This is a genomic window from Gemmatimonadota bacterium (assembly GCA_016719105.1).
GTDB lineage: Bacteria > Gemmatimonadota > Gemmatimonadetes > Gemmatimonadales > Gemmatimonadaceae > SCN-70-22.
Genome location: JADKAQ010000013.1, coordinates 321,543 through 333,941, shown reverse-complemented (window position 1 = coordinate 333,941; position 12,399 = coordinate 321,543). Strand labels below are relative to the sequence as shown.

The following is a 12,399-nucleotide window of genomic DNA, read 5'->3' as shown; positions in this document are numbered from 1 at the left end:
ACGCGAGCGGCGATCGGCTCCTCTGATATTGCGCGCCGAATGACGAATCCGCGACCCGTGACCGTGCGACAGGAGTGACCGATGGACTGGTTCTCGAAGGCATTCCTCAAGTCGAGCCTCACTTGGTTCGGGATCGGCGTCACCCTGGGGGCGGTGATGTCGTCGTGGCCTCACGCGGCCATCTACCGCACGGCCCACTTCCACATGAACCTGCTGGGCTTCGTCTCGATGATGATCTTCGGCGTTGCCTATCACGTGATCCCGCGCTTCATGGGGCACCCGCTGCACGACAAGCGACTGGCCGCGATCCACTTCTGGGTGGCCAACCTCGGCCTGGCGACGCTGTCCATCGGCTTTGCGCTCATCCCCCACATCGGCGCGCGCGCCTACCCGGTGCAGGGAGCCGGCGGCATCTTCTCGGCCATCGGTGCCTACCTCTTCATCTACAACCTCTGGCGCACCATCGATGGGCCCAGGGTGCTGCAGCGCGTCCAGCGGCGCCCCTCGGGGCTCCCCCTCATCCAGCCCGACTGACGCCCGAGCCACGGTCCGGTGCGCACGCTCTACTTCACCCTCGTCACGCTGCACATCCTGGCGGCCGTCACCTGGATCGGCGGCGTGCTCTTCATCGCACTGGTCGGAGCCCCCGCGCTGCGCACGGTGGAGCCGCCCTCGCTGCGCACCGCGCTGTGGGAGGCGATCGGCTTGCGCTTTCGCACGGTAGGGTGGGGGGCGGTGATCCTCCTCCTGCTCAGCGGGACGTGGCTCCTCTGGTATCGTGGTTGGCTGGCGTGGTCGCTCCTCTCCAGTCGCGCCTTCTGGAGCGCGGGGGTGGGGCTGGCGTTAGGGTGGAAGCTGGGGCTGGTGACGCTGATGCTCGTCCTGAGCCTGGTGCACGACGTGGCGCTCTCGCCGTCCAGGGCGCGGGAACTGGACGCTCGCCCTGACGGGGCCGCGATTCGCCGGCGCGTGGTGCTGCTGGCGCGATTCGGGGCCATCGCCGCGTTAGGCGTGGTGGTGGCCGCCGTTCGTCTCGTGCGCGCCTGACGAGTCCCGGGCCGTGCACCGCATCGTCCGTCGCTACATCAAGACCGCGATCGGCTTCTTGGCCATTGGCCTCGTGCTCGGGCTGGTGAGCCTGGTGCAGCGCGAGCTCGGGCGCTCGTGGCCATCGCCGTATCAGGTCTCGGCCCACACGCACGCCATCCTGGTGGGCTTCGTGATGATGATGATCCAAGGGGTCGCCCTCTGGCTCTTCCCGCGCCCTGACAAGGAAGACCGTCGCTACGATCCGCGCCTGGCCGAGGTGGCCTACTGGTGCATGGCGATCGGGACGGCGTTGCGTCTGGCGGGGGAATCTGGGCGGATCTGGAGCCAGGCGCCGCTGCTGCGCGCCGCGGTGGTCGTCGCCGGGACGTTGCAGGTGATGGGGATCGCGACCTTCTTCCACACGATGTGGTCGCGCGTGCGGGCGGTGGGGAGCGCGGTGCGCGAGGCCAAGGGCGAGCGCTTCTGAGCCATCGCGCTCGCCGACCACTCACCCGAAGAGGTGAACGCGCGCCTCGGACGTGATTTCCTTGACCACCGGGTGCGTGATCCTGCGCTCGATGGAGATGGCGTAAAAGCGCTCCTTGATGGACTCGACGCGCCCCACCGGCTTCACCCCGTACTGCTGCATCACGTCGGCTTCGATGGCGGTCGGCGAGGCGAAGAGCCCGATCCCCCCTTGCCCGAAGACCTTGAGCACCGCACTGTCGTCGATCTCGGCGACGATGTTCGGACGCACCCCGATCGAGTCGAACCAGGCGGCGAGCGACCGATGCAGCGTCGTTCCCTCGGTGGGGAGGAGGAAGGGCGCCCCCGCCAGCGATTCGGGAAAGCGCTTGCGGTAGTGGGCGGCCAGCGCCGGCGCGCCGTAGATCGTGACGTCGGTCTCGCCTAACAAGTGGTTGAAGGCGCGCACCTTCGCACTCGCCCCCACCGGGGTATCGGAGATCACCAGGTCGAGCGAGTGGATGGCCAGGTCGGCAAAGAGCCGTTCCGGCTTGTCGTCGCGCAGCACCAGGTGCACGGCGTCGCCCTGGCGCAGCACCGGCTCCAGCAGGCGGAAGGCGATGAGCTTGGGGACCTGGTCGCAGACACCGACCACCAGTCGCTGCGGGCGCCCGCTCGGTCGCCCCGCCAGCGTCTCCTGCATCTCGCGCCCGAGCAGGAAGATCTCGTCGGCGTAGCGATAGACGAGGCGCCCGACGTCGGTGAGCGCGAGGTTGCGCCCGCGCTTGACGAAGAGCTTCTCCCCGAAGGCGCGCTCGAGCATCCGGATCTGCGCGCTCACGGCCGGCTGCGTGAGGTGCAACTCCTGGCACGCCTTGGTCACGCTTCCGGTGCGGGCGACGGTCCAGAAGTAGAGCAGGTGATGGTAGTTGAGCCAGGGCATACGCGGCGGCAGGAAGGAAGTGAAGAGCGCGCTAGGCGATCAACGCCGCGCCCCATCGGTTCGTTCTCGCGACGTGACCGCCGCGCCGAACGGTAGGGGGGGCGCTCACGTGTCGCCCGGAGGGGCGAGTCCGGCGCGCCGCAACCGATCGGCGATCGCCTCCCACGCGTCGCCATCGGGAATCGCCTCGACGAACGCCACCGAACAGCCGGCGGCGTCGAGCGCGTGCAAGGCCGCGTAGAGCATCCGCGCGTAGCCCGAGGCGTCGCGCGGCATCTCGATCGCCACGGTCGCGGCATGGTCCTCGACGTCGAAGGCGACGAGGCCGGTGCGAACCCCTGCGTCTTCGAGTGCGGCCAGGCGCCCCCAGACCCGCGGGCGGTCGTCGTCGGCGAAGGGGTGCAAACGCGCGCGCGGGGCGTAGTGCCGGTCGATCATCCCCGGCGACGGTCGCGGGGCCTCCCCCGCCGGGGCGTGCCTAACGACATCGACCGGGCCGATGACGCGCTCCAGCGCCTCGCGCGTCACCCCACCCAGCCGCAACAGCACGGGGCGCGCGCCGGTGACGTCGACCACGGTGGACTCGATCCCCACGCTGGTCGCCCCGCCATCGAGGACCAGGTCGACCGCTGCGCCCAGTTGGGCCACGACGTGCGCGGCGGTGGTGGCCGAGACGCGCGTGAAGGCGTTCGCACTCGGCGCGGCGATCGGGACTCCGGCGCGGGCGATGAGGGCGTGGGCCACCGGGTGCGAGGGGACGCGCACCCCCACGGTGTCGAGCCCCGCACTGACCGCATCGGGAAGCGACAGGACGCGCGGGAGGACCAGGGTGAGCGGCCCGGGCCAGAACGCCTGCGCGAGCGTGTGCGCCACCGGCGGCACCGCGCGCGCGACCGTCGGAAGCTGCGACACGTCGGCGAGGTGGACGATGAGCGGATTGAATGCCGGTCGCCCCTTGGCGGCGTAGATGCGCTGCACCGCCGTCTCACTCAGCGCGTTGGCACCGAGCCCGTAGACCGTCTCGGTGGGAAAGGCGACCAGACCACCCGCGCGAATCACCGCCGCCCCCTCGTCGATGGCCGCGGCAAAGGCGGTGGGATCGGCGGGGTCGGCGACGAGGATGCGGGGGAGGGCGTCGGCTGGCGGCACGGAGTGGGAGCGATCGGGTTGGCGAAATCTAGTCGCCCCACGCGCGGGGATCGTTTGCCGGGGGACGGCGCGCGGGCTACGTTGCGGGCGAGCCATTCCCCGAGGGGGCGTGGTACCCCGAACGCCGCTCGTGAGCCGCCCGTCTCGCCAACCGCACATGTCCGTCCCGTTCGATCCGATCCGCCCCAAGGAGCGCCTGTTCCAGGAGATCGTGGAGCACGTGCAGGCGCAAATCCTCTCGGGTGAACTCAAGCCCGGCGACCGCATCCCCGCCGAACGGGAGTTGGCGACGCACTTCGGCGTGAGCCGCGCGGCGGTGCGCGAGGCGATCAAGTCGCTCGCCGAGAAGGGGCTGGTGGAGGTGCACGTGGGGCGCGGGACGTTCGTGGCCACGCTGACCACGGATCACGTCGTCGAATCGATGTCGCTGTTGCTGCGCGATGCGCGCAACACGCCGGAGCATCTGCAGGAGGCGCGCGAGATCCTCGAGGTGCCCATCGCGCGGCTGGCGGCGCAGCACCGCACGGCCGAGCACATCGAGCGACTGCGCGCCCACATGCGCACGATGGAAGCGCAGCAGCACCTCACGCGCGCCTTCATCGACGCCGACGGCGACTTCCACTACGAGCTGGCGCGCGCGACCGGCAATCCGGTGTTGGAGATCGTCAGCCGGACGCTGCTCACGATGCTGCGCTCGGAGCGGGTCTTCATGGTGGGGTTCCGCGACGAGATCGGCGGGGCCATCCGGAGCCACGCCGAGATTGTGGCGGCGGTCGAGCGGCAGGACGCCGAGGCGGCGGGGACGGCGATGGCCACCCACCTCGGGCACGTCTCGGCGGTGCTGCGCTCGTTGCGTGGACCGGCCCCGGTAGCGGTGGCGACGTCGGCCCAGGCCTAACGCCGCGACGCTCAGTGCTTCGCCGTGCGGGCCAGCGCGAAGGCGAGGACGTCGGCGGTTTCGGCGATGAGCTTGTCGGTGGGGCGGTAGCCGTGCGAGCCCTGCGTCTCGACACGAATCAGCACCGGGCGGTCGCACCCCTGCGTGGCCTGCGCTGCCTGCAGCGTCGCCGCGAACTTGAAGGAGTGCGACGGGACGACGCGGTCGTCGTGGTCGGCGGTGGTGATGAGCGTCGCCGGATGGCACGTCCCCGCCTTCACGTTATGCAGCGGCGAGTAGGCGAGCAGATACGGGAAGGCATCGGCTTCGTCGGCCGAGCCGTACTCGGTGGCCCACGCGGCGCCGCCGGTGAACTTGTGGTAGCGCAGCATGTCGAGGACGCCGACCGCGGGGAGGGCGACGGCGAACAGCTCGGGGCGCTGCGTCATCACGGCGCCCACCAGCAGTCCGCCGTTTGAGCCCCCCTCGATCGTCAGGTGCGCGCTCGAGGTGACCTTGTCGGCGATGAGCTGCTCGGCGACCGCGATGAAATCGTCAAAGACGTGCTGCTTCTTGTCTCGCATCCCCGCCTGGTGCCACGCCTCGCCGTACTCACCGCCGCCGCGCAGCGACGCCGTGACCCACACGCCCCCCTGTTCCATCCAGGCCACGTTGGACGGGGAGAACGACGGCAGGAGACTCACCGAGAAGCCGCCGTATGCGTACAGCATCGTCGGGTTGGCGCCGTCGAGCGGGAGCCCCTTGCGATGCGTGACGAAGTACGGGACGCGCGTCCCGTCCTTCGAGGTGGCGAAGCGCTGCGTGGTCTCGTAGCGCGAGGGATCGAACGCCATGGTGGGCGCGTCGAACGGGACATTGCCGCGGGTGGCGATGTCGTAGCGGAAGACGGTGGTGGGGTAGAGCGGGGAGGTGAAGGCGTAGTAGAAGCCCGAGAAGTCGCGCGAGGTGCTGACCCCGGCGACGGTGCCGATGCCCGGGAGCGAGACCTTCCCGGCCCCCTTCCCGTCGAGCGTGTAGAGCGAGAGTTCGCCGCGCACGTCGACCAGCCGCGTGACCACGAGGTGCGTCTTGGTCAGGTGCACGTTCTCGATCGTGTGCGCCCCCTCGGGGAGGATCGTGCGCCACTTGCTGCGCGCGCGCTCCGCGAGCGAAATGGCGACGACCTTGCGCCGCGGGGCGCCGAGGTCGGTGCTGACGTAGAGCGTGCTCCCCACGTTGCCGATGACGGCAAACTCGCCGTCGTCCTCTTCCACCACCGGGACCGGGGCCGCCGCGACGTTAGGCGCCTTGGGGTCGCCGAGGTCGGCGACGTAGAGGCGATTGCGGCTGTCGGCCCCCTTGGCCATGTAGACGAAGAGGTAGCGTCCGTCCTCGCTGACCGAGGCGTTGATGAACCAGGTGGGGAGGTCGGGGCGTTCATAGACCAGGACGTCCTGCTCCTGCGGCGTCCCGAGGCGATGATAGTAGACCTTCTGGTGTTCGAGCGCGGCGCTGAGCTTTTCGGCGTCGCTGCGCGCGGGGTAGCGGGAATAGAAGAACCCCTTGCCGTCGCGGGTCCAGGCCAGCCCGGAGAAGCGGACCCACTGCAGCGTCTCGGCGAGGTCCTTCCCCGTTCGGACCTGGCGGATCTTCACGTCCTGCCAGTCGGCACCGCCCGGCGAGAGGGCATAGGCGACGTGCCGCCCGTCGGGGGCCGGCTCGTACTGCGACAGCGCGACCGACCCGTCCGGGGAGAGGGTGTTGGGGTCGAGAATCACCTTGGCGGGGGTGCTCGGCGACGAGCGCGCGAGGACCACGAACTGCTTCTGCAGGCCGCTGTTGCGACGATAGAAAAGGACGCCGTTGGCGAGGCGCGTGGGGAGGGAGACTCGCGGGTAGTTCCAGAGGGCGGTGAGGCGATCGCGCAGGACGGCTCGCTGCGGGAGCGAGGCGAGGTAGCGTTCGGTCACCAGGTTCTGGGCGGCGATCCACTCCCCGGTCTCGGGGGCGTTGAGCGACTCCAGCCAGCGATAGGGATCGGCCACCGGCGTGCCGTGCAGCGTCTCGACGACGTCGCCTCGGCGGGTGGCGGGATAGGTCGGGCTTTGTCCGGCGAGGGCCATCGGCCAGGCGAAGAGGAGGAAGGCGCGGGCGAGGCGAAGCGTCCGGACCGGAAAACAGCGCGGGGAGCCGTGCACGTCCATGTCTTCGGTCTCCGGTGGGTCCGTGGAGGGGCGAAGCTAGCCGAGACCCTCACGTGGCGGAAAGGGGATAGCGCACAACACGGTGGGGCATTTCCCCCCTGCCGGAACCAATCCGGGGCGACGAGACTTGGTCCAGAGTAAGGTTAACTAGATGCCAATTCGGTTATGTTCATGACCCCTGATCGTTTCGCTGCAGCCCCGGACTTTCCCACCTTCCTCTCGACGGTCGCTGCCAACACCGAGCTCTGGCCGGCGGTGTACCGGACCGCGCGCCTCCCCGAGGGGATGGTCGAGCGCGCGCGGGCCATTCCCGGGGAGTGGAAGCTGATTGCCCTGGCCGAGGACTGGTGCGGGGACGCGGTCAACGTCGTCCCGATCCTCTCCAAGCTGGTCGAGCAGCTCCCGAACTTCGAGTTGAAGGTCATGGGGCGCGATGCCAACCCCGACCTGATGGACAGCCACCTGACGGGGACGTCCCGCTCGATTCCGGTCGTGATCGTCCTGGACGACCAGTTCGAGGAAGTCGGCTGGTGGGGGCCGCGCCCCGGGCCGCTGCAGGAGTGGTTCATGGCCGAGGGGCTCCAGCTGGAGAAGACCGAGCGCTACAAGCACGTGCGCCAGTGGTACGCGCGCGACCGCGGGCGGACGCTCCTGGACGAGATCCTGCGGATCGCCGAGCGTGCCTCGGCGGGAGAAGGGGTGGGGGAATCGGTGGCGGGGGGAGGGGTCGTCTGATCGGCATCGCCCGGCGGGCCCCAACTGCTCGCGCGAACGGACTCCGCATTCGGAGCGTTGATCGCTAGTTTTCCGCGTCGCCGCGCGACGGGTGTTCGCGCGATCACCGCACACGAGTACGAGGACGTCATGGCCGCTGGACGCAAGGAAGCCAACTTCTCGCAGGGCTGGGGCATTGCCACGTTCATCACCGCGCTGGCGGTGGGGGCGTTCGTTCTGGCCGGCACGATCAAGTCGCGCACCTACATCCATCCGACCGATCCGTCGCGTCCCAACGGTGGCACGTCGCACGGCCCGGCGGCGGAGCATGGCGCCCCCGCTGGCGATCATGCCGCGCCCGCGGCCGAAGGGGCAGCGAAGCACTAGTCGCACGCGCCGTCCCCGTCACCGCGCGAGGGTGACGGGGTAGAAGGGTGCATGGCGTGTCGTACGGAGACGACCTCTCGCCTCTTCCGGTTGCCTCGGAGCGATTCCATGCGCCGCCTGCTTGCCCTCATCGCGATTGTCAACGCGATCGTCTGTGCGATCGCCATCGCCGCCACGCCACTCGTCGCCCGCGCACAGCGCGGTGGCGGCGCCCCGCCGTTTGGCGGCCCGCGCCCCGAGTTCACCTTCGACCTCACCGACGGCGAACCCGTGTCGTTCTACCTCGAACTGTCGCGCGAGCTGGAATTGACCCCCGGGCAACGCACCGGGTTGATCGACGTGCGCCGACGGCTGCGTTTGCAGAACTCGCCCTTCATGCGACAGCTCGACTCGTTGCGCGAGGTGGTCGGGATCGACCTCAACGCGCGGCGACGGGTGGACGAGCAGAATCGGGAGGCCTTCCGTCGCTTCCAGCAGTTGGCGGCGCCGGTGATCGACTCGATCCGGCTCAACAACGACGGTGCGCGACGCGAGATCCGCACGCTCCTCGATGCGCGCCAGATCGCCAAGGGCGACTCGCTGGCCACCGCCATGCGCGACCCGCGGAACCGGCGCGAGGGCGAGCGTGACCGGCGTCGTCCGGCCGGCGCGCCTAACGAAGTCTCCGCCCGTCCCTGGTGACGACGGCCGCCGCGCCGCGCCCGGTGCGGCGGACCCTCCCGCGCTCGACCCGCCGCCTGCTGCGCGTGCTGGTCACCTCGGCGTGGCTGTTCGTCGGCTTGGCGGCCTTGGCGGGGGTCGCGGCGCTGCTCTTCTTCCATCGCGGCGACGCCGAGGGGAGCGCCCGAAAGGCCAATGCGGAGATCGAGGCGTTGCTGGAACGCGGCGAGCGCGTGGAGTGGCGCGTCCCCGTCCTGCAGCGCCACTGGTGGGACTCGTTTCGCGTGACGCACGGCGTGCTCGCGGCGACGGACCGGCGCCTGCTCTACGTGGGCGTACCGCCGGAGCCGCTGCTGCAACGTGGCTTCGAGCCGCAGGAGTACCTCGAACGCTCGCTTCCGTACGATCGCCCGCTGTCGGTGCAGTTCGAGCGACTGTACCTCGGCACGCGCACCGGCGTGCGGCTGACGGGGAGCGCGGGGGGCGATGCCTTCGCCTTCGCGCCTCTCGACCGGCCGCGTGTGGATAGCGTCCTGGCCGTCCTGTCCCGGCGGCAGGCGACGCTTCGTGCGGCCAGCGAGGCCGAACGACGGGCAACCGAAGCGACAGCCGCCGCGTCGCGCCGCGCCATCTATCATCTGGTGCAGCGCGGCGAGGCCCTGGACTTCATCGCCCGCCGGTACGGCGTCCCGAGCGATTCGCTCGTGGCGTGGAATGCGCTCACGTCCACCCGCATCACCGCGGGACGCCGCCTGCTCGTCAAGCCTGAGGTGCCATGACCGAGGAACTACGCGCCGCGCTGCGTCTGGAGCACGAGAAGCAGCGCGAGCATCGCGTCGTCACGCCGCGATCGGCGCGCGTGCGATCGTTAGGTAACCTGGCGACGGCGCGCGAGGTGTGGGTCGTGCTGCATGGCTACGGGCAACTCGCCGCCGACTTCCTGGTGCCCTTCGGGGGCATTGCCGACGACACGCGCGCCATCGTCGCCCCGGAGGCGCTCAATCGCTTCTACTCGGGGAAGGAAACCGGGGGCGGTCACCCCGGGCGTCCCGTCGGCGCCACCTGGATGACGCGCGAGGATCGGGACGCCGAGATCGCTGACTACATCGGCTATCTCGATCGCGTCGTCGAGCAGCTGGCGGACGGACGCCCCATCATCGCGCTCGGCTTTTCGCAGGGGGTGCCGACGTTGCTGCGCTGGGTCACGCGCGGGACGACCCAGGCGTCGCGCGTGATCGCCTGGGCCGGCGAACTCCCGGGCGACGTCGACCTCGCCGCGACCCGGCATCGCTTCCCGCCGGACGGCCTCGACCTGGTGCTCGGCAGCCGCGACGAGTACCTGCCGTGGATCAACCTGGAGGCGGTGCGGCGACGCCTCGACGACTCGGCGCTCCCGTTTCGCGTACACGAGTTCGACGGCGGGCACCGCCTCGATCGCCGCACGCTGGCCACGCTCGCCGACGTGCGTTAGGCGCTCAGTCGCGGGGGCGCAGGCGACTGATGTCGCGGCGTTCCTTCTTGCTGGGGCGCCCCTTGTCACGGAAAGCCGGCGGGCCCACCGCCCGCATCTGCTCGGCGAGCGACTCGCGCGCCTGCGCCGACGCGTCGGTCTCACGGTAGAGGCCGGCGGCAATCGTGGCCGAACCGCGGTTGTCCGAAACGGCGGTGACGACGACGACCTGTTCGAAGGGCGGGCGCCTGACACGGACGGTGTCACCAACCTGGACCGCCTTGGAGCGCTTGGCGCGTTCACCGTTCACTTCGATGCGACCGCCGTCGATGGCCTCGGCCGCGAGCGCACGCGTCTTGAAGAAGCGGGCGGCCCAGAGCCACTTGTCGAGCCGGACCTTGCCGGCGGTCTCTGTGTCGTCAGTCACTGACTCTGGTCCTCGTTTTCGGTATTCAAGATCTCTCGCCGTCTCAGGCGCCGCCGGTGGTGCGCGTCACGCACTGGCGTGCGTCCGGTCGTTGCGTCTTCTTCGCCCCAGCGACGATTGAGTACACCACTCACCGATCCGCCGATGCCCAGCGATCCCACCACCTGGGATCCCGCGCGCTTCGCCTCGCGGCTGCTCGACAGCGCGGGTGAGGGAATCGTGGTGTACGATCGCGAATTGCGCTACCGGGTGTGGAACCGGTTCATGGAGGCGCGCACCGGCGTGGCCGCTGCGTCGGTGATCGGTCGGGTGGCGCCGGAACTCTTCCCGTACCTGCGCGAGGAGGGGGTGGTCGACCAGCTGCGCCGCGTCCTGGCGGGCGAGCGCGTGCAGTCGGCCCAGCCGCGCATCTGGCAGTCGCCCGACGGGGCGCCGGCGTGGATGATGACGCGCTTCGAGCCGTTCGTCGACGAGGGGGGGGCGATCGTCGGTGTCATCGCCTATCTGCTCGACATCACGGCGCGCCAGCACGCCGAGGATGAGCTGCGGCGCAGCGAGGCGCTGTACCGCACCATCATCGAGAGTGCGAGCGACCTGGTGACGATCCTCGATGGCGAGGGGAAGGTGCGGTACGTGTCGCCGGCGGTGTCGGCCGTGCTGGGGTTGCAGCCGTCGGAGGTGCTGGGGCGCAACCCGGTGGAGCGCATCCACCCGGACGACCAGGCGCACATCGTCGAGCTCTTCCGGGAGCTGACGCGGGATCCGTCGCGGGGGCAGCGCGCGCAGTATCGCGTGCGGCACGCAGACGGCAGCTGGCGCACGCTCATGACCTCGGCGCGCAACCTGGGGGACGATCCCGCGGTGCAGGGGATCGTGGCCACCTCGCGCGACGTGACGGCGTGGGAGGAGCTGCAGGCCCGGCTGCAGCAGTCGCAGCGCATCGAGGCCGTGGGGCGCCTGGCCGGTGGCGTGGCCCACGACTTCAACAACCTCCTGACGGTCATCCGCGGGAATGCGCAGCTCATCATGGCGAACGGCGCGCTCCCGACCGAGCTGCAGGAGGAGCTGGAGGAGATCGGGCAGGCGGCCGAGCGGGCGGCGACGCTCACGCGGCAGCTGCTCGCCTTCAGCCGGCAGCAGGTCCTGCAGCCGCGGGTCATCGACCTCAACGAGGTGGTGGGGGCGGTCTGGAAGCTGCTCGAGCGGCTGGTGGGCGAGGCGGTGCAGCTCACGTTCCTGGAGGGAGAGCCGTTAGGCGCCGTGACCGCCGACCCGGTGCAGGTGGAGCAGGTGCTGCTCAACCTCGTGGTCAACGCCCGCGATGCCATGCCGGGGGGCGGCACGCTCGTGCTGGAGACCTCGAACCTGGTCGCCGACGAAGCCTTCGCGCGCGCCCACCCGCCGATGCCACCGGGCGAGTACGTGCAGCTGTCGGTGAAGGACAGTGGTGTGGGCATGGACGCCATCACGCTGTCGCGCGCCTTCGAGCCGTTCTTCACCACGAAGGCGAAGGGGCACGGCACCGGGATGGGGCTGTCGACGGTGTACGGCGTGGTGAAGCAGAGCGGTGGCTTCATCTGGGTGGACAGTACCCCGGGGAGCGGGTCGACCTTCACGATCTACCTCCCGCGCACCGCCACGGTGCCGCGCGCGGCCGTGGTGCGCCCATCGAACAGCGACATGCGCCGTGGCTCCGAGACGATCCTCGTGGTCGAGGACGAGCAGCTCGTGCGGGCGATGACGCGCCGCACGCTCGAGCGCGCCGGCTATCGCGTGTACGAAGCGGCCAACGGCGCGGAGGCGCTGACCATCGCCCGCGAACTGGGGACGCAAGTCGATCTCCTGCTCACCGACATCGTGATGCCGGTGATGGGGGGGCGCGAGCTGGCGTCGGCGCTCCAGCTCGAGCGTCCCGACCTGTGCATCCTCTTCATGTCCGGCTACACGCACGAGCGCGAGGCGCACTTGAGCGCCGGAGGCGGGATCTCGCACTTCCTGCACAAGCCGTTCACGCTGGACGAACTGCGCGGACGCGTGCGGCTTCTGCTCGACCAGACGCCCAGCGCGGCGTAACGACGCCGAGGCGAGGCCACG

At 70.1% G+C, this 12,399-nt stretch carries 14 protein-coding genes; 10 read left to right on the top strand and 4 right to left on the bottom strand.

Annotated features, from left to right (window positions below):
• Positions 1-81 precede the first annotated feature (81 nt).
• Genes IPN47_14485 through IPN47_14475 form a run of 3 tightly spaced genes read left to right on the top strand, consistent with a single transcriptional unit; the run spans position 82 to position 1,516 of the window.
• Positions 82-534 carry a cbb3-type cytochrome c oxidase subunit I gene (locus tag IPN47_14485; protein MBK9409223.1) on the top strand — a complete coding sequence of 151 codons (453 nt, stop codon included), beginning with the start codon at positions 82-84 and terminating at the stop codon, positions 532-534.
• 18 nt (positions 535-552) lie between these two features.
• The gene (locus tag IPN47_14480; GenBank protein ID MBK9409222.1) at positions 553-1,047 is read left to right on the top strand and encodes a DUF4149 domain-containing protein; all 495 of its coding nucleotides are present in this window, start codon (positions 553-555) and stop codon (positions 1,045-1,047) included.
• Positions 1,048-1,060: 13 nt separating this feature from the next.
• Complete coding sequence (locus IPN47_14475) at positions 1,061-1,516, top strand: cbb3-type cytochrome c oxidase subunit I (GenBank protein ID MBK9409221.1); 456 nt, start codon at positions 1,061-1,063, stop codon at positions 1,514-1,516.
• A 21-nt stretch (positions 1,517-1,537) separates the two neighbouring features.
• Here IPN47_14475 and nhaR read toward each other — a convergent pair whose 3' ends face one another.
• Together nhaR and IPN47_14465 are read right to left on the bottom strand one after the other, a co-directional pair.
• Positions 1,538-2,437 carry a transcriptional activator NhaR gene (gene nhaR, locus IPN47_14470; GenBank protein ID MBK9409220.1) on the bottom strand — a complete coding sequence of 300 codons (900 nt, stop codon included), beginning with the start codon at positions 2,435-2,437 and terminating at the stop codon, positions 1,538-1,540.
• Between the two features lie 105 nt (positions 2,438-2,542).
• Positions 2,543-3,682 (bottom strand): threonylcarbamoyl-AMP synthase, encoded by a 1,140-nt coding sequence (locus IPN47_14465; GenBank protein MBK9409219.1) that lies wholly within the window; start codon positions 3,680-3,682, stop codon positions 2,543-2,545.
• A gap of 61 nt (positions 3,683-3,743) precedes the next feature.
• Here IPN47_14465 and IPN47_14460 point away from each other — a divergent pair, with 61 nt between their 5' ends.
• On the top strand, positions 3,744-4,484 hold the full coding sequence (locus IPN47_14460; protein MBK9409218.1) for a FadR family transcriptional regulator: 741 nt from the start codon (positions 3,744-3,746) through the stop codon (positions 4,482-4,484).
• Positions 4,485-4,495: 11 nt separating this feature from the next.
• On the opposite strand, the gene IPN47_14455 is transcribed toward IPN47_14460, so the two are convergent.
• The gene (locus IPN47_14455; GenBank protein ID MBK9409217.1) at positions 4,496-6,586 is read right to left on the bottom strand and encodes a S9 family peptidase; all 2,091 of its coding nucleotides are present in this window, start codon (positions 6,584-6,586) and stop codon (positions 4,496-4,498) included.
• A gap of 252 nt (positions 6,587-6,838) precedes the next feature.
• Here IPN47_14455 and IPN47_14450 point away from each other — a divergent pair, with 252 nt between their 5' ends.
• The 5 genes from IPN47_14450 (at position 6,839) to IPN47_14430 (ending at position 9,899) form a co-directional block, all read left to right on the top strand.
• The gene (locus tag IPN47_14450) at positions 6,839-7,402 is read left to right on the top strand and encodes a thioredoxin family protein (protein MBK9409216.1); all 564 of its coding nucleotides are present in this window, start codon (positions 6,839-6,841) and stop codon (positions 7,400-7,402) included.
• Between the two features lie 129 nt (positions 7,403-7,531).
• Entirely contained in the window at positions 7,532-7,768 is a 237-nt protein-coding gene (locus IPN47_14445) for a hypothetical protein (GenBank protein ID MBK9409215.1), read from the top strand.
• Positions 7,769-7,876: 108 nt separating this feature from the next.
• The gene (locus tag IPN47_14440; protein MBK9409214.1) at positions 7,877-8,449 is read left to right on the top strand and encodes a hypothetical protein; all 573 of its coding nucleotides are present in this window, start codon (positions 7,877-7,879) and stop codon (positions 8,447-8,449) included.
• On the top strand, positions 8,446-9,207 hold the full coding sequence (locus IPN47_14435; GenBank protein ID MBK9409213.1) for a LysM peptidoglycan-binding domain-containing protein: 762 nt from the start codon (positions 8,446-8,448) through the stop codon (positions 9,205-9,207). Before IPN47_14440 ends, IPN47_14435 begins: the two co-directional genes overlap by 4 nt.
• Positions 9,204-9,899: a hypothetical protein gene (locus IPN47_14430; GenBank protein MBK9409212.1), complete on the top strand. Its 696-nt coding sequence runs from the start codon at positions 9,204-9,206 to the stop codon at positions 9,897-9,899. Before IPN47_14435 ends, IPN47_14430 begins: the two co-directional genes overlap by 4 nt.
• A 4-nt stretch (positions 9,900-9,903) precedes the next feature.
• Here IPN47_14430 and IPN47_14425 read toward each other — a convergent pair whose 3' ends face one another.
• Positions 9,904-10,305, bottom strand: coding sequence for an RNA-binding protein (locus IPN47_14425; protein MBK9409211.1), 402 nt, complete (start codon positions 10,303-10,305; stop codon positions 9,904-9,906).
• Positions 10,306-10,449: 144 nt separating this feature from the next.
• Between IPN47_14425 and IPN47_14420 the strand changes: the two genes are divergently transcribed.
• Positions 10,450-12,378 carry a PAS domain S-box protein gene (locus tag IPN47_14420; GenBank protein ID MBK9409210.1) on the top strand — a complete coding sequence of 643 codons (1,929 nt, stop codon included), beginning with the start codon at positions 10,450-10,452 and terminating at the stop codon, positions 12,376-12,378.
• The last annotated feature ends 21 nt before the right edge of the window (positions 12,379-12,399 follow it).

Coding starts and splice junctions, on each gene's coding strand:
- nhaR (MBK9409220.1), bottom strand. CDS start 2,437: ATGCCCTGGCTCAACTACCATCACCTGCTCTACTTCTGGACCGTCGCC.
- IPN47_14465 (MBK9409219.1), bottom strand. CDS start 3,682: ATGGCTCGCCCGCAACGTAGCCCGCGCGCCGTCCCCCGGCAAACGATC.
- IPN47_14460 (MBK9409218.1), top strand. CDS start 3,744: ATGTCCGTCCCGTTCGATCCGATCCGCCCCAAGGAGCGCCTGTTCCAG.
- IPN47_14450 (MBK9409216.1), top strand. CDS start 6,839: ATGACCCCTGATCGTTTCGCTGCAGCCCCGGACTTTCCCACCTTCCTC.
- IPN47_14445 (MBK9409215.1), top strand. CDS start 7,532: ATGGCCGCTGGACGCAAGGAAGCCAACTTCTCGCAGGGCTGGGGCATT.
- IPN47_14440 (MBK9409214.1), top strand. CDS start 7,877: ATGCGCCGCCTGCTTGCCCTCATCGCGATTGTCAACGCGATCGTCTGT.
- IPN47_14455 (MBK9409217.1), bottom strand. CDS start 6,586: ATGGCCCTCGCCGGACAAAGCCCGACCTATCCCGCCACCCGCCGAGGC.
- IPN47_14485 (MBK9409223.1), top strand. CDS start 82: ATGGACTGGTTCTCGAAGGCATTCCTCAAGTCGAGCCTCACTTGGTTC.
- IPN47_14420 (MBK9409210.1), top strand. CDS start 10,450: ATGCCCAGCGATCCCACCACCTGGGATCCCGCGCGCTTCGCCTCGCGG.
- IPN47_14430 (MBK9409212.1), top strand. CDS start 9,204: ATGACCGAGGAACTACGCGCCGCGCTGCGTCTGGAGCACGAGAAGCAG.